The organism is Nocardia sp. CC201C (genome assembly GCF_030010695.1).
GTDB classification, from domain to species: domain Bacteria; phylum Actinomycetota; class Actinomycetes; order Mycobacteriales; family Mycobacteriaceae; genus Nocardia; species Nocardia otitidiscaviarum.
The window spans coordinates 1-16,592 of the sequence record NZ_JASCXP010000013.1; the positions used below are offsets into that span (position 1 = coordinate 1).

At 68.8% G+C, this 16,592-nt stretch carries 12 protein-coding genes; 7 read left to right on the forward strand and 5 right to left on the reverse strand.

The genetic code is table 11. The annotated features are described in order from the left end of the window. Positions 1-62 precede the first annotated feature (62 nt). Positions 63-1,742: a glycerol-3-phosphate dehydrogenase gene (gene glpD, locus QK444_RS02795; RefSeq protein ID WP_029926585.1), complete on the reverse strand. Its 1,680-nt coding sequence runs from the start codon at positions 1,740-1,742 to the stop codon at positions 63-65. A 48-nt stretch (positions 1,743-1,790) separates the two neighbouring features. Then, positions 1,791-3,308 carry a glycerol kinase GlpK gene (glpK, locus tag QK444_RS02800; RefSeq protein WP_282776725.1) on the reverse strand — a complete coding sequence of 506 codons (1,518 nt, stop codon included), beginning with the start codon at positions 3,306-3,308 and terminating at the stop codon, positions 1,791-1,793. Positions 3,309-3,508: 200 nt separating this feature from the next. Here glpK (QK444_RS02800) and QK444_RS02805 point away from each other — a divergent pair, with 200 nt between their 5' ends. The 3 genes from QK444_RS02805 (at position 3,509) to QK444_RS02815 (ending at position 6,833) form a co-directional block, all read left to right on the forward strand. After that, positions 3,509-4,273, forward strand: a complete 765-nt coding sequence (locus QK444_RS02805; protein WP_282776726.1) for an IclR family transcriptional regulator — start codon at positions 3,509-3,511, stop codon at positions 4,271-4,273. Between the two features lie 43 nt (positions 4,274-4,316). Then, complete coding sequence (gene glpK / locus QK444_RS02810) at positions 4,317-5,822, forward strand: glycerol kinase GlpK (RefSeq protein ID WP_282776728.1); 1,506 nt, start codon at positions 4,317-4,319, stop codon at positions 5,820-5,822. A gap of 177 nt (positions 5,823-5,999) precedes the next feature. After that, the gene (locus QK444_RS02815; protein ID WP_282776729.1) at positions 6,000-6,833 is read left to right on the forward strand and encodes a DUF72 domain-containing protein; all 834 of its coding nucleotides are present in this window, start codon (positions 6,000-6,002) and stop codon (positions 6,831-6,833) included. A 49-nt stretch (positions 6,834-6,882) separates the two neighbouring features. Here QK444_RS02815 and QK444_RS02820 read toward each other — a convergent pair whose 3' ends face one another. Then, positions 6,883-8,223 (reverse strand): AarF/ABC1/UbiB kinase family protein, encoded by a 1,341-nt coding sequence (locus tag QK444_RS02820; protein ID WP_282776731.1) that lies wholly within the window; start codon positions 8,221-8,223, stop codon positions 6,883-6,885. A 262-nt stretch (positions 8,224-8,485) separates the two neighbouring features. Here QK444_RS02820 and QK444_RS02825 point away from each other — a divergent pair, with 262 nt between their 5' ends. Further along, positions 8,486-9,733, forward strand: a complete 1,248-nt coding sequence (locus QK444_RS02825) for a KasA/KasB family beta-ketoacyl-ACP synthase (protein WP_282776732.1) — start codon at positions 8,486-8,488, stop codon at positions 9,731-9,733. Between the two features lie 105 nt (positions 9,734-9,838). Further along, positions 9,839-11,707, forward strand: coding sequence for a long-chain-fatty-acid--AMP ligase FadD32 (gene fadD32 / locus QK444_RS02830; protein ID WP_282776775.1), 1,869 nt, complete (start codon positions 9,839-9,841; stop codon positions 11,705-11,707). 68 nt (positions 11,708-11,775) lie between these two features. Here the strand turns inward: fadD32 and QK444_RS02835 are convergent, their stop codons facing one another. Continuing rightward, positions 11,776-12,462 carry a class I SAM-dependent methyltransferase gene (locus tag QK444_RS02835; RefSeq protein WP_282776734.1) on the reverse strand — a complete coding sequence of 229 codons (687 nt, stop codon included), beginning with the start codon at positions 12,460-12,462 and terminating at the stop codon, positions 11,776-11,778. Positions 12,463-12,535: 73 nt separating this feature from the next. On the opposite strand from QK444_RS02835, the gene QK444_RS02840 reads away from it, so the two are divergent. Next, positions 12,536-13,444, forward strand: a complete 909-nt coding sequence (locus QK444_RS02840) for an AraC family transcriptional regulator (protein ID WP_282776736.1) — start codon at positions 12,536-12,538, stop codon at positions 13,442-13,444. A 25-nt stretch (positions 13,445-13,469) separates the two neighbouring features. Continuing rightward, complete coding sequence (locus tag QK444_RS02845; protein WP_282776737.1) at positions 13,470-14,423, forward strand: ATP-dependent DNA ligase; 954 nt, start codon at positions 13,470-13,472, stop codon at positions 14,421-14,423. A 7-nt stretch (positions 14,424-14,430) separates the two neighbouring features. On the opposite strand, the gene QK444_RS02850 is transcribed toward QK444_RS02845, so the two are convergent. Then, positions 14,431-16,578 carry an EAL domain-containing protein gene (locus QK444_RS02850; RefSeq protein WP_282776739.1) on the reverse strand — a complete coding sequence of 716 codons (2,148 nt, stop codon included), beginning with the start codon at positions 16,576-16,578 and terminating at the stop codon, positions 14,431-14,433. Positions 16,579-16,592: the final 14 nt, after the last annotated feature.

Below are 16,592 nucleotides of genomic sequence, written 5' to 3' on the forward strand. Positions count from 1 at the left end.
TTTGGCCCCCGCCTCCCCCGCGGCGCGGGCGGCGCGGCGTGAAGGGGTACGGCGGCGGCCGATCAGCGGGCGGCCACCAGCCGGGCGGCGTTCGCGGACTCGTCGTCGCGGGCTTCGTTGGCGGCCAGCTCCGCGTGCACCCGGTCGTTGTAGCGGTTGACCTCCGCGCTGGTCCGCTCGGCGTCCCAACCCAGGTGCGGGGCCACCAGTTCGGCGATCGCGGCGGCGGCGCGGAGACCGCGGTCGGCCACCTCGATGGAGATGCGGGTGCGGCGGGTCAGGATGTCGTCGAGATGCAGCGCGCCCTCGTGGGTGGCCGAGTAGACGGCCTCCGCGCCGATGTAGTCCTCCGCGCCCGGAATCGGGTGGCGCAGTGCGGGATCGCGGGCGATGAGCTCGAACAGATCCTTGGCCACCGCGCCGTAGCGGCCCAGCAGGTGCTCGACGGTCTGCACCGGCAGGCCCGCGTCCTTGGCGACGCCCGGGATATCGGCCAGCATCTCCTGGTATCCGGCCGCGCCGAGCAGCGGCAGATGCTCGGTCACCGAGTCGGCGACACCGCTGCCGAGCCCCTCGACCGCGGCGTTCACCACGTCGGCGGCCATCACCCGGTAGGTGGTGTACTTGCCGCCCGCGATGACGAACAGGCCCGGCACCGGCTCGGCCACCGCGTGCTCCCGCGACAGCTTGGACGTGTCCGAGGAGGCGCCCGAGAGCAGCGGACGCAGCCCGGCGTAGGTGCCGACGATGTCGTCCTCGGTGAGCGGTTCCTTCAGCAGGGTGTTGACGTGGTCGAGGATGTAGCGCACATCCGCCGCGCTGGCGGCCGGGTGGTCCTTGTCGAAGGCCCAGTCGGTGTCGGTGGTGCCGATGATCCAGTGCTGCTCCCACGGGATCACGAACAGCACGCTCTTCTCGGTGCGCATGATGATGCCGGTGTCCATGTTCAGCCGCTCGCGCGGCACCATGATGTGCACGCCCTTGGACATGCGCACGTGGAACGGGAAGTCCACGCCGGTCATCCGGTTCATCTCGTCGGTCCACACGCCGGTGGCGGAGATGACGCTGCGGGCGCGCACGTTGTATTCGCGGCCGGTCTCCAGATCCATGACGGTCGCGCCGATCACGCGCTGCCCCTCGCGCAGCAGGCCGGTCACCCGGGTGCGGGTGAGCACGGTCGCGCCGTGCTTGGCGGCGGTGCGGGCCAGCGTCATGACGTAGCGGGCGTCGTCGACCTGGGCGTCGTAGTAGCGGATCGCGCCGGTGAGCGCGTCGTCCTTGAGCGCCGGGGCCAATTCCAGTGCGCCGGAACGGGTCAGGTGCTTGTGCATGGGCACTGCCCGCGCGCCGCCGAGGGTGTCGTAGAGGGCGACGCCCGCGCCGATGTAGGCGCGCTCCCAGACCCGATGCTGGAGCGGGAACAGGAACGAGACCGGGTGCACCAGATGCGGTGCGATCTTGTTCAGCAGCAGGCCGCGTTCCTTCAAAGCCTCACGCACCAGCGCGAAGTCGAGCTGTTCCAGGTAGCGCAGCCCGCCGTGGATGAGCTTGCTGGAGCGGCTGGAGGTACCGGCCGCCCAGTCGCGGGCCTCCACCAGGGTGACGTTCAGGCCGCGGGCGGCGGCGTCCAGGGCGGCCCCGGCGCCGACGATGCCGCCGCCGACCACGAGGACGTCGATCTCGGTGTCCTCCAGGTGCGCGATGGCGTCGTCGCGGTAGGCGCGATCCAAGCGTGCAGACACGGGAATCTCCTTGTTCTCCAGGGTGATAAGTCTTGTGGGGGCCGGGGATCAGTCGTCGAGATCGACCCAGTCGAGGGTGCGCGCCACGGCCTTCTTCCAACGGCCGTAACCTTTTTCGCGCTGCTCCTCGGACCAGGTGGGTTCCCAGCGCTTGTCCTCGTGCCAGTTGCGGACGAGTTCGTCGGTGCTGCTCCAGAATCCGACCGCGAGCCCGGCGGCGTAGGCCGCGCCGAGCGCGGTGGTCTCGCGAACCACGGGGCGCGACACCGGAACTCCGAGGATGTCGGACTGCAACCGCATGCACAGTTCGTTGGCGGTGATGCCGCCGTCCACCCGCAGGGTGTCGAGTTTGACCCCCGAGTCGGCCTCCATGGCCTCCACCACGTCGCGGGTCTGGTAGCCGATGGCCTCCAGCGTGGCCCGGGCGATGTGGGCGTTGGTGCTGTAGCGCGACAGGCCGATGATGATGCCGCGGGCGTCGGAGCGCCAGTAGGGCGCGAACAGTCCGGAGAAGGCGGGCACGAACACCACCCCGCCGGTGTCGGCCACCTGGCTGGCGAGCAGTTCGCTCTGGGTGGCCCCGGCGATGATGCCGAGCTGATCACGCAGCCACTGCACCGCCGAACCGGTGACGGCGATGGAGCCCTCCAGTGCGTACACCGGCGCGTCGTCGCCGAACCGATAGGCCACGGTGGTGAGCAGTCCGTGCTGCGAGCGCACGATATCGGTGCCGGTGTTGAGCAGCAGGAAGTTTCCGGTGCCGTAGGTGTTCTTGGCCTCGCCGGGCCGGAAGCACACCTGTCCCACGGTGGCGGCCTGCTGATCGCCGAGAATGCCGGTGAGCGGCACCGCGCCCTTGAACGGGCCGTCGGGGTTGGTGAGCCCGAACATCTCCGGATTCGACGACGGGGCGATGGTCGGCAGCATGGCCCGCGGCACCCCGAACACGGCGAGCAATTCGTCGTCCCAGTCCAGGGTTTCCAGGTCCATGAGCATGGTGCGGGAGGCATTGGTGGGGTCGGTGACGTGCACGCCGCCGTGGATGCCGCCGGTGAGGTTCCACAGCAGCCAGGTGTCCGGGGTGCCGAACAGCGCGTCGCCGCGCTCGGCGTCTTCTCGCACACCCGGGATGTTCTCCAGGATCCACTTCAGCTTGCCGCCGGAGAAGTAGGTGGCGGGCGGCAGGCCGGTCTTGCGGCGGATGAGTTCGCCGTGGGTGCGGTCGAGTTCGGCCGCGATGCGATCGGTGCGGGTGTCCTGCCAGACGATGGCGTTGCAGTAGGGGCGGCCGGTGCGCCGGTCCCACACGATGGTGGTCTCGCGCTGATTGGTGATGCCGACCGCGGCCAGGTCGGCGGCGGAGAGGTTCGAGGAGGTGAGCACGGTTTTGACGACCGTGCGCGTGCGCTCCCAGATCTCGGCCGGATTGTGCTCGACCCACCCGGCGTGCGGCATGATCTGCTCATGCTCGAGCTGGTGGCGGGCAACCTCGTTGCCATCGTGGTCGAAGACCATGAAACGAGTGCTCGTCGTTCCCTGGTCGATGGCTCCGATGTATCGGCTCATCGTGTCCCTTTCGAAAGGCTCACCTTTGAGCCCGTCGTATGCCCTGGTGGACGCGGGTGGCGGCCACGTTCGACCACGAATCTACGAGTCGATGAGTGCGCTCAACAGTGGACGCGTTCGACAATGTCGAACGTTTCGGTGGCTGCTCGGTCACAGGTGTCGCTACCGTCCGGCGAATTCCGAACGGATAGGTTCGTGACGTGCCGGGTCCCATCCAGTCCATCGAGCGCGCCGCCGCCGTGCTCCGCCTGCTGGCGCGCGGCTCCGGACGCATGGGCGTCGGCGAGATCGCGGCGGCGCTCGGCCTGGCCAAGCCGACGGCGCACGGCATCCTGCGCACCCTGCAGGGCGTCGGCTTCGTCGACCAGGACCCGGCGACCGGCAAGTACTTCCTGGGCGCGGCGCTGGACCAACTCGGCGGCGGCTACCTGGACGCGAACGAACTGCGTTCGCGCGCCATCAACTGGGCCGACGCCCTGGCGGCACGCACCGGGGAAGCGGTGCGCATCGCCGCGCCCCAGCACGCTGCGGTGGTGGTCGTGCACCACGTCTTCCGTCCCGACAACACCGAACAGGCGTTGGCCGTGGGGGAGTCGTTGCCGCCGCATGCCACCGCCCTCGGCAAGGTGCTGCTGGCCTACGACGCGGAGTTGGCCGCCGGTCTGCGCGGTGCGACCCTGACCGCGTCGACCTACCGCACCATCACCGACCGCGGCACGCTGAACCGGGCCCTGTCCGAGGTGCGCCGCGCCGGCTGGGCGGGTGAGATGGAGGAGTTCCACACCGGCGAGGCGGGCATCGCGGCCCCCATCCGTTCCCGCGGCGGCCTGGTGGTCGGCGCGATCGGCATCTCCGGCCCCGTGGACCGGCTCTGCGACGCCCGGTCGCACCCGCGCCGCCCCCTGGTCGACCGCGTCCGCGACGCGGCGCATGCGGTGTCACGGGATCTCGGTGCGGCGCAGTGATATTCGGTCCAGTGATATTCGAACGTAACCTCGGGAGCCGGGAATGACGCAACGGTATGTGCTGGCCATCGACCAGGGCACCACATCGACCAGGTGCATCCTGTTCGACCAGCGCGCCCGCCTGGCCGGAGTGGCCCAGCGCGAGCACCGCCAGCACTACCCGCGCCCCGGCTGGGTGGAGCAGGACGCGCAGGAGATCTGGCGCAATGTCGAACGCATAGTGCCTGCCGCCCTGCGGAATTCGGGTATCGAGATCGACCAGGTGTCGGCCGTCGGCATCGCGAATCAGCGCGAGACCACCGTGGTGTGGGACCGGCGCACCGGGGTGCCCATCGGCCGGGCCATCGTCTGGCAGGACGTGCGTACCGAGCCGGTGGTGCGGGAGCTTTCGAAAATGCCCGGGGCGCAGCGTGTCCGGGAACTCTGCGGCCTCCCGCTGGCGACCTACTTCGCCGCTCCCCGGTTGCGCTGGCTGCTGGATACGGTGCCCGGCCTGCGCGTCCGCGCCGACCGCGGCGAGGTGCTGTTCGGCACCATGGAGACCTGGCTCATCTGGAACCTGACCGGCGGCGTCGACGGCGGCGAGCACGTCACCGACGTCACGAACGCGGGCCGCACCCTGCTCATGAATCTCGACACCCTGGCCTGGGACGACGAGTTGCTGCGGTTCTTCGACATCCCGAAGGCGATGCTGCCGCGCATCGAACCGTCCACCGGGTCGTTCGGCACCGCTCGAAAAGTGCTGCCGGGCATAAGCATAGCGGCGGCACTGGGCGACCAGCACGCGGCCCTGTTCGGCCAGACCTGCTTCGCGCCCGGGGAGACCGAATGCACGTACGGCACCGGCGGCTTCCTCATGATGAACACCGGCCGCGAGCTGATCCGTTCGCAACACGGACTGCTGACGACCATCGGCTACCAGGTCGGCAAGGAACCGGTGTACGCCCTGGAGGGCCCCATCGCCGTCACCGGCTCGCTGGTCCAGTGGGTGCGTGACAACATCGGCCTCATCGGTTCCGCCCCCGAAATCGAAACCCTCGCCCGCACAGTGGAAGACAACGGCGGCTGCTACCTCGTCCCCGCCTTCTCCGGCCTGTACGCACCCCACTGGCGCAGCGACGCCCGCGGCCTGCTCATCGGCCTCACCTCCTACGTCACCAAGGGCCACATCGCCCGAGCGGTCCTGGAAGCGACAGCCTGGCAGACCCGCGACGTGGTCGAGGCCATGAACGCCGATTCCGGCCTGCACGCCCAATCCCTGCGCGTGGCAGGCGGAATGACCTCCGACAACCTGCTCATGCAGATCATCGCCGACGTACTCGACATCCCCGTGCAACGGCCGATAGTCGCCGAAACCGTCTCCCTCGGAGCTGCTTACGCGGCCGGACTGGCAGTGGGGTACTGGCCGGATCTGGAAGGTCTGCGTAGCAATCGGCGAGTAGCGGCGCAGTGGATTCCCGCCATGGAAGCCGGATTGCGGGAAACCGAATACGAGAACTGGCGGCGGGCCGTCGAGCTGACATTCGGATGGTTTCGAGGCAAGAGCTGAGCCGAAGAATGGGACATTTCTTGTCTGAGTATCTGTGGTTCGGTGTCACATCGCCTGCTCATCGAGATCGGTGACCGGAACCTGCCCGCATGATCGGACGCCGGGGCCTGCACCGGTATCAGGTGGAAGCCCTGCGCGATGCGTGACCCGGTCAGAGCCCCCGCTACCGTCATGTCCATGCAACTGCACGTCGGATGCGCAATGTGGACCCACCCGGCCTGGCGCGATCACCAACCCACCCCCTCACGCCGCCTCCACAGCTATGCGACCTGGTGCAACGCGGTAGAGGGCAACACCACCTTCTACGCCACCCCCGCCCGCAAGTCGGTGGAGCAGTGGGCCGAGCAGACCGCCCCCGACTTCCGCTTCGTCCTCAAACTCCCCAAGACCGTCACCCACGAGCGCCGATTGCACGGAGCCGAGCGGGAATTGCGGACCTTCCTGGACGCCGTCGAACCTCTCGGCCCACGTTTGCACGCGCTCTGGGTTCAGCTCCCGGGCTCGTTCGGCCCGAGCGATCTCGGCACACTGGCGAGATTCCTGCGGACCCTTCCCGGCCGCTGCGCGGTGGAGGTCCGGCATCCGGCGTTCTTCACCGACGAGCGAGCCGCCCAGCAGTTGGAGCGCGCGCTGGCGACCGTCGACGCCGAGTGGATACCGTTCGACACCGCAATACTTTTCGACGGTCCCGCCACCAGTCCCGCCGAGTACGAGGCGCGGTCGAAGAAGCCGAATCTGCCGCGCCGCACCGCGGCGCTCACCGAGTTCCCGATCGTGCGCTACCACGGTCGCGACGACGACGATCGCACCGTCGCCGGTTGGCGGCCGTGGGTGGATGTCACGGCGGAGTGGTTGCGGGAGGGGCGATCTCCGACGGTCTTCATCCACACCCCCGACAATGCGAGTTCGCTACCGCTGGCACGGGCGTTCCACGAGGAGGTACGCACCCGCGTCCCCGAGTTGCCCGAGTTGCCCGAGCCCGAGCAGACGGACCCCATGACGCTGTTCTGAGCCATGAGCCATGAGCCATGAGCCATGAGCCGCGTCTGCGCTCCCGGTCTCAGGCCGCGTCGTCGGTCTCGACGAATCCCGGCACCCATTCGCGCACCAGGGCGAGGAACGGCCCCGTGGTGTCCAGTTGCGCGCAGATGCCCGCCACCCCGCCGAGCACCCGCCCGATCATCGGCATCTCGGGAAACTCCGGTGTCGCTTTGAAGGCCAGCGCGTTGTTGATCGACATATTGCGCACGTCCATGGAGCGCTGCGCCTGATCCTGGAGCACCTGCCGGGTCATGTGGAACTCCTCCTCGCGTAGCAGCGCCACCAGCGGCCCCAGCGTGCGTTGCAGCGGGCCGATATCGACGGTGGTGCCCTCCTTCACGAACCCGGAGCGGCGTACCACGTCGACCGCCCTGTCGAAGTCCTCCGCCAGCAGGTAGCGCGCGGTCTCGCCGATGAAAGACGGTAGCCCGTTGGGTGTTTCGGTGCACGCGCCGAAGTCGATGATGCCCAGCCGCCCGTCCTCGAGCAGCCGGAAGTTGCCCGGGTGCGGATCGCAGTGCAGGATGCCGAACCGTGCGGGCGACGATACCGCCAACTCCCACAGCAGGATTCCGGCGCGGTCGCGCTGTTCCCGATCGCCCCCGGTGATCACCTTGGACAGCGGCATCCCGTCCATCCACTCGGTGACCATGACCTTGGGCGCGGAGGCGACCACCTTGGGTACGAAGAACTTCGGATCGTCCGGCCCCAGCGCCTTGGCGAACCGCCGCTGATAGTCGCATTCGATGCGGTAGTCGAGCTCGTCGTGGGTGCGGTCGATGAACTCGTCGACCAGTTCCTTCACATCCGCCCCGGGCAGGATGAGGTTGAACACCGACGAGAACATCTTCAGCAGCGCCAGATCCGCCTTCAGGGACTCCTCGGCGTGCGGGTACTGCACCTTCACCGCGACATCGCGGCCATCGGACCACACCGCCCGGTGCACCTGTCCGATGCTGGCCGCCGCCACGGGTTTCGGATCGAAGGAGCGGAAGCGGTCGCGCCACCGCGTGCCCAGCTGCTGGGTCAGCATGCGGTAGGTGTCCGCCTCCGGCATGGGCGGTGCTTCGGCCTGGAGTTTGACCAGGGCCTCCCGATAGCGGTCGGCGAATTGCGGCGGTACCGCGGCCTCCATGACCGACAGCGCCTGCCCGACCTTCATGGCCCCGCCCTTGAGTTCGCCGAGCACGGTGAACACCTGGTCGGCGGCCTCGGCGATAAGTTTCTCGTCGAGTTCGCCGCGCTCGGCCCCGGTGATGATCCGGGTACCGAGGGCCGCGGCGCGTTTGGCCATGATGCTCATCGGCAGGGCCGCCAGTCTGGCCCCGCGTGCGATCCCCTTGCGTCTGGTTCCGGCCACAGTCACGTCCTCACACCCACACCCGATCGTCTTGGTCGCCACTGTCCCAGACGGGTTCTGCGGCGTCAAGGCGAGGGTTGTGTAGGGTTCACGTGCGTGTCGCCGGGGAGACCGGTTCGATCGACGCCCGATAATGTGGGGCAATCTTCCGGCGACCGTAGTTTTCGAGCTTTTTCCGCACCACCGCTTTCCCGCTCCCGCCGCCCGTGCGCGCGGGGCGTTATGGCCACTGACCAGGCGTGTTACGGAGAGTGAGCGACAGATGAGTTCTTATACGAGCGCGGACGGCTTCCCCGATGTCGTCGTCACCAGCCTCGCGGCCACCACGTCCATTGCGGGTGATATCGATTCCACCTGGAAGGGACTGCTGAGCGGCGAGAGCGGAATCGATGTTCTCGACGATTCCTTCATCGACGATTTCGAGTTGCCGGTGCGCATCGGCGGCCACCTGAAGGTGTCTCCGGGCGCCTCCCTCACCCCGGGTGAGGTGCGGCGGCTGTCGTATGTCGAGCAGATGGCGACGGTCCTCGGCCGCGAGGTCTGGCGAAACGCCGGCAATCCCGAGGTGGACACCAACCGCCTCGGCGTCTCCATCGGCACCGGTCTCGGTGGCGCGGAGTCGCTGATCGTGGCCCGCGACAAACTGTCCAAGGGCGGCTACCGCAAGGTGTCCCCGCTGACCGTGCAGTGTGTGATGCCCAATGGCCCCGCCGCCTGCGTCGGTCTGGAGTTGGGTGCGAAGGCCGGTGTGACGACCCCGGTTTCGGCCTGTTCCTCGGGGTCGGAGGCGATCGCCAATGCCTGGCGCATGATCGTCATGGGCGATGCCGACATGGTCGTCACCGGCGGCGTGGAGGGGTCCATCCAGGCCCTGCCCATCGCGGCCTTCACCATGATGCGGGCCATGAGCACCCGCAACGACGACCCGAAGTCGGCCTCGCGCCCGTTCGACGCGGACCGTGACGGTTTCGTCTTCGGCGAGGCCGGTGCGCTCATGGTGATCGAGACCGAGGAGCACGCCAAGGCGCGCGGTGCGACCATCCACGCCCGCCTCATGGGCGCCGGAATCACCTCGGACGGTTTCCATCTGGTGGCCCCCGATCCGGAGGGCACCGGCGCGGCGCGGGCCATGACCCGGGCGCTGGAGACCGCGGGCATTACGAAAACCGATGTCACGCATATCAATGCGCACGCCACCGCCACGCCCATCGGCGATACCGCCGAGTGCAACGCCATCCACAAGGCGATCGGCAACCACGCCTCGGTGTACGCCCCGAAATCCGCTTTGGGGCACTCCATCGGCGCGGTGGGCGCGCTGGAATCGGTCATCACCGTGATGAGCATTCGCGACGAGGTGATCCCACCCACGCTGAATTTGGACAATTTGGACCCGGAAATCGATCTCGACGTCGTGCGCGGGCAGGCCCGAACGGGGCGAATCGACTACGCGGTCAACAACTCCTTCGGATTCGGCGGGCACAACGTCGCGCTGGCATTCGGCCGGTACTGAGTGTCGCCGATCACCACACCTGCTACTGTTTCCCAGCTTTGGTGTGTGTCGATCTTTGTTCGGTGTCACTGCACGATGGAGTGCGTTGAAAAAGGATAGGGAATGATCGGCGAGACCTTCGATGACTATCTGGACGAGCACGGCAATATCAAGATCACGGGCGACTGGACCCTGATCGACGTCGTCGACAAACACAGCGAGACGAATCAGGACGATCTCGCTTACCGCTATATCGACTATTCGCGGGAACGCGACGGCGAGTACCACGAGCTCACCTGGCGGCAGTTCGGCGTCCGGCTGCGGGCCGTGGCGGCCCGGCTGCAACAGGTGACGCGGCCGGGCGACCGGGTGGCGATCCTGGCCCCGCAGGGCCTGGACTACATCGTCGGCATGTTCGCCGCGGTCTACGCCGGGAATATCGCCGTACCCCTGTTCGATCCGGATGAGCAGGGCCATTCGGATCGGCTGCACGCGGTGCTGGGCGACTGCGAGCCCACGGCCATCCTCACGGTCGGTTCGGCGGCGGCGGGGGTGCGGGAGCTGTTCCGCCACCTGCCCGCGCCGCAGCGGCCGCGCATCCTCGCCGTGGAGGCGATTCCGGACACCGTCGGCCAGACCTGGGTGCGCCCGGAACTCGACATCGACAGCGTCGCCTACCTGCAGTACACCTCCGGCTCCACCCGCACCCCCGCGGGCGTGGAGATCACCCACCGGGCGGTGGCGACCAACCTGTTGCAGATGATCGACGCCATCGGCATCACGGCGAACGCGCGCGGCGTCACCTGGCTGCCGCTGTTCCACGATATGGGGCTGCTGACGGTGATCCTGCCGACCATCGGCGGCAAGTTCATCACCATCATGTCGCCGAGCGCCTTCGTGCGCCGCCCGTACCGCTGGATCAAGGAATTGGCGGCGCAAGAGGACGGGGCCGAGATCTTCGCGGCGGCACCGAATTTCGCCTACGAGCACGCCGCGCTGCGCGGACTGCCCAAGCCGGGCGAGGAGCTGGACCTGTCGAATGTGATCGGCCTGATCAACGGCAGCGAACCGGTGTCGGTGGCGTCGATGAAGAAGTTCAACGACGCCTTCGCGCCCTACGGCCTGCCCAGGACGGCCATCAAGCCCTGCTACGGCATGGCGGAGGCGACCCTGTTCGTCTCGGCCACCAAGCGCGAGGACGAGGCCCGCGTGGTCTACGTCGACCGCGGGGAGCTCAATGCCGGGCGCATGACGCCGGTCGAGCCGGACGCCGACAGCGCCGTGGCCCAGGTGTCCTGTGGTTATGTGGCGCTGTCGCAATGGGCCGTGATCGTGGATCCGGAGAACGGCAAGGAACGCCCCGACGGCGAGGTCGGTGAGATCTGGCTGCACGGCCAGAACATGGGCATCGGCTACTGGGGTCGGCCGGAGGAGTCGATCGCGACCTTCCACAACACCCTGACCGCCCGCCAGCCCATGGGCAGTCACGCCGAGGGCACCGCGCCGGGCGCGAAGTGGATGCGCACCGGGGATTTCGGCGCCTATCTCGACGGCGAGCTCTACATCACCGGCCGCGTCAAGGATCTGGTCATCGTGGACGGCCGCAACCACTATCCGCAGGATCTGGAGTACACCGCGCAGGAGGCCAGCACCGCGCTGCGGCCGGGCTTCGTCGCGGCCTTCTCGGTTCCGGCCGACCAGCTGCCGCCCGAGGTCGAATCCGGCCCCGGCGAGTCCGGTGAGGTGCTCGTGGTGGTCGCCGAACGTGGTACGGGCGCGGCGAAATTGGATCCGCGGCCCATCGCCGAGGCGGTGCGCGCCGCCATCGCCAAGCGCCACGGCGTGACGGTGCGCGATCTGCTGCTGGTGCCCGCGGGCTCGATTCCCCGCACCTCCAGCGGCAAGATCGCGCGGCGGGCCTGCCGAGCGGCGTATGTGGAAGGCACGCTGCGCGGGGGATACCAGCAGAAGGATTTCCCCGACCAGGCGGACTGAGCGCGGAGCGTCGTCGTGAGCAGAGGGGTGCGGGGTGACCCGCGCCCCTCTCTCGCGTCGCGGGTGCGCTATGCGGGGCGGGTGGCCCGGTAGTAGGTGACGCGTCCGAGGCGGCGGGTGACGGTGCAGCTGATCTCCTCGGCGTCGAACCCGGCCGTCCGCAGCAGGCGCGGAATGCCGTCGCCGAGATTGTCGGTGACGTGACCGCCCTTCAGCATGCGCCGGGCCATGAAGCCGTCGGCGGTGGTCATGCGGCCGCCGACGTCGACGATGTGCAGCTGTCCGCCCGGCCGCAGGATGCGCAGTGCCTCGGCCGCCGCATCGGACTTCACGTCGGTGGGGAGGTGGTGCAGCATGAAGGCGGAGAGCATGTGGTCGACGCTGGCGTCCGGGAAGGGGAGGTCCTGGGCGTAGGCGTGCCGGAAGTCGATCCCGCTGCGGCCCTTGGTCTTCCGCTCGGCGCGGGCGAGCGCGAGGGGATCGGGATCGGTGCCGGTGATCTCGATGCCCGGGTGGGTGTCCTTGGCGAGAACGGTGAGATTGCCGGTGCCGCAGCCGATTTCGACGACCTGCGTGCCCGGCCGCAGCCCCGCCCGCGCGATCAGGGTGCGATGGACCGCGGGGACGCCGAGTGCCCGGGTCAGCAGATCGTAGAAGGGCAGCAGGCCGTTGCGTCCGGCGGCGGGCAGATAGTCCTGCCGGTTGCCCATCGCACGGACGATATCGATATCCGAAGCGGGATTATTTTTCGTCATGCCTCCATGGTGTGGCCTCGATGCTCTGGTGAATTGGTCGATTCTCGGCAGTAATGGGACTATCTTTCGTTACATGTCCGAGCATGCGCTGCCGGTCCGCTACGCGGCGGGGGTGCCGGTGTACCGCTACCGGTCGGATCCGGCGATGCCCCCGCTGTCGGTCGCCCGCTTCACCCGGTCGACGCGCCCCACCCCCGGTCACGCCCACATCCACGAGTTCCCCGTGCTGCTCTACGTGATCCGCGACGGCGGCCTGCTGCGCGCCGCCGGTCGCCGGTTCGAGCTACGCGCGGGCGATATCTTCGTGGTCGGCCTGGGCGAGGTGGTCGACACCACCGACACCCACACCTTCACCGACGCCCGCGGCCTCTTCTTCGATCCGGCGATCCTGGGCGGCGAGGGCCGCGCGCCCTGGCCCGCCTGGCGGGGACACCCGCTGCTCTACCCGTTCCTGCACGGCCGCGCCGGCGGCCTGCTGCGCCTGCGTCTCCCCGCGGATCGACAGCCGACGTGGGAGCGCGCGATCGCCGCCATCGAGACGGAATTGTCCACCCGCCCAGCCGGTTACCGGCAGGCCGCCACCGCTCACCTGACCCTGCTGCTGGTGGACATGGCGCGGCTGGCCGCCGATGTGGTGGGCGAGCTGCGCCGCAGCGGTGAGACCGTGCTGGCCGAGGTCTTCGACGTGATCGAGGAACGCTTCGGCGAACCGCTGTCGCTGCGCGATGTGGCCCGCGTCGTCGGCATGACCCCCGCCTACCTCACCACCCTGGTCCGCCGCCGCACCGGACGCACCGTGCAGGACTGGATCACCGAGCGCCGGATGAGCGAGGCACGCCGCCTGCTGTCCGATCCGGACCTGTCCGTCACCGAGGTGGCGCGCCGGGTCGGCATCGCCGATCCCGGCTACTTCACCCGCGTGTTCCGCCGCGAGAACGGCATGCCACCGCGGGCCTGGCGTGATCGGGTGGCCGCCGCATGACGGTGGTCGCCGTTACAGTGAGGCGATGGGCACCGAAGAGACCCGGCGGGGCGTGCGGCTGACCAACCTGGACGTCGCGCTCTTCGACGGCGCGGACGCGACCAAGCGGGACCTGATCGACTACCTCGAGGCCATGGCCGACCGGCTCATCCGGCAGCTGCACGACCGGCCGCTGTCCGTGGTCCGGGTGCGACCGGGCCAGGACCCGTTCATGCAGAAGAACCTGCCCAAGTACACGCCGGACTTCGTCAACCGGGTGACCCTGTGGGCCGACAGCGCCCACCGCGAGGTGACCTACGCGCTGTGCGACGACATCCGCACCCTGCTGTGGTTCGGCAACCAGCGGGCGGTGGAGTACCACCCCACCCTCGTCCCGGTGGACCACAGCCTGGGGCAGACGCATCTGATCCTCGATCTGGATCCTCCGGCGGGCGAGGATTTCGCGGTGGTGGTGCGGGCCGCCGAACTCGTGCGCGCCGCCCTCGCCGCCGACGGGCTCGCGGGAGCCGTGAAGACCAGCGGCTCCAAGGGGGTGCACATCTTCGTCCCGATCGAGCCGGGGTTGCCCATCGAGGACGCCGCCGCGGCCACCCGGGCCATCGCCGCCCGTGCCGAACGCCTCGATCCGGTATTGGCCACTACCGCCTTCATTCGAGAAGACCGGGGCGGCAAGGTCTTCCTGGACTCCACCCGGGCGGCCGGTGCCACGGTCGTCTCCACCTACAGCCCTCGCATCCGTCCGGGCACGACGGTGTCCTTCCCGGTGGACTGGGCCGATCTCGGCAGTGTCCATCCGCGCGACTTCACCATCCACACCGTGCCGAAGACCCTCGGCGACCGCGACCCGTGGGCCGAGAACATGCCCGCGCCGCAACGAATTCCGGCCGACCTGCTCGAGGAGGGGCACACCATTCCGGTGGCACGGGTGCAGGCCATGCACGAGGGCAAGCGCCGGGCTCGGGCGAAGCGGGAGAGTTAGCCGCCGGTCAGAGCTGGTGTGCCGCCGCCTCTTCCGCCTCGGCCAACAGGTCGGTGATCCGCGCGGCGGGCATCGGATGGTGGAAGTACCACCCCTGCGCCGTATCGCATCCCAACGCCCGCAGCTGGTCGGCCTGATGTCGTGTCTCCACGCACTCGGCCGTGACGGTGTACCCGAGATCGTGCGCCAGCGCGATGATCGTCTCGAGGATGCGCAGATCCGCCGCCTCCATGGCATCGGGGGTGCGCAGGTGCCGCACGAACGGGCCTGCCAGTTTGACCGTGTGCAGCGGCAGCCGCCCGAGATAGGCCAAATTCGAATAGCCGGTGCCGAAATCGTCGACGGCGATGCGGACCCCGGATTCGGCCAGCGTGCGCAGCGCGTGCAGCGGCCGCCCGGTGGTGGCCATGAAGGCGCGTTCGGTCAGTTCCAGTTGCAGCTGTTCGGGTTTCAGTCCGCTGTCCGCGATGGCCTGCTGCACCAGGTCCAGCCAGGCCGGATCGGAGACCTCGGTGGCCGAGACGTTCACGCTCACCAGTGGCGTGAGCGCCGGGTAGCGCTCGCTCCACACCCGGCTGTCCGCGATGGCCAGATGCAGCACCAGCGAGCCCAGCGCGCCGATATGACCGTTGTCCTCGGCCAGGTCCACGAAGCGGGCGGGCGGCAGGATGCCGAGTTCGGGATGCCGCCAGCGGGCCAGCGCCTCCACCGCCACCATGCCCGACCCGTCCAGTGCCACGATGGGCTGGTAGTCGAGGAAGAACTCCCCGCGCGCCAGGGCGTCGGGCATGGCGGCGGTGAGTTCCACGCGGGTGTGCTCGCGATGGCTGCGGGCGGCGTCGAAGATCTCGTAGCGGCCGCGCCCGGCGGCCTTGGCCCAGTACATGCTGGAGTCGGCCGAGCGCAGCAGTTCCTCGGCGGTGGTGTGTCCGGCGCGGTCCTCCATGACGCCGACGCTGGCGGTGACCGACAGCCGATAGCCGTGCACGTGGAAGGGGCGGGAGAAGGCCTTCAGCACGCAGCGGGCCAGGCTTGCGACCTCGTCCGCGCCGCCGCTGTGCGGCACCAGGATGACGAATTCGTCGCCACCCATGCGGGCCACCAGCTGTCCGGGCCCGGTGGCGCAGGTGGTGAGGCGGGTGGCGGCCTGGGCGAGCAGTTCGTCGCCCACCGCGTGGCCGAAGGTGTCGTTGACGGTCTTGAAGTGGTCGAGGTCGACGTAGCAGAGCCCGACGCGCACGCCGGGGTCGGCGAACACGGTGGTGAGGGCGTCGAAGAAGCGGGTGCGGTTGGCCAGTCCGGTGAGCTGGTCGTGATTGGCGCGGTAGTGCAGCCGCTCGCGCAACGCCCGCCGCTCGGAGATGTCCTCCACGAGAATGAGGGTGTACTGCGGTTCGCCGCGCTCGTCGCGGATGAGCGAGACATTGATATTGGTCCAGACCCCGTGCCCGTCCTTGTGCGGATAGCACTTCTCCAGCTGCACATTGTCCAGATCGCCGCGCAGCACCCCCGAGTACAGCTTCCACATGCCGGGATCGTCGCTGGGGTGGCCCAGATCGGTGACGGACAGGCGCAGCATCTCGGCGGGGGTGTAGCCGAGCATCTGCGCGAACGCGGTGTTGACCTCGATGATGCGGCCGGTCATATCGGAGAGTCCGGTGCCGATTCCGGCCTGTGCGAAGACCGCCCGGAAGCGGGCCTCGCTCTCGCGTAATCGTTGTTCGACGAGTCGGCGCGCGGTGATGTCGGCGACGCGCACGCTCTCCTGTTCGGCCAGCAGCCAGGCGCGGAAGGCGCGCACGTAGCCGGTGGTGAAGGCGGCCAGCAGCATGGCCACCCGGTCCGCGGGGACGTCGTCGGCGATCTCGGCGAAGTACTCCTCGAGCACGGCGACACTGCGCCCGAGCACCTCGTCACCCACGAAGTGGGCCCGCGCCAGTTCCGCGCCCAGTTCCGCGATCCGCCGATCCGATGCCGGATCCCGCGCGGCGGCGTCGAGTTCGCGGGCGAATCGAGTGAGCAGCGTCCGGGTCTCGGCACGACTCATCGGCACCACGTGATCGCGTGTGCCACGGGTGAGTGCGGCGACCCACTGCTCGACGAGGTCGGCGTGTGGGCCGCCCGAGTACCGCTCACCCCCGGCTTCCCACGCCATGGGGATCGATCGTA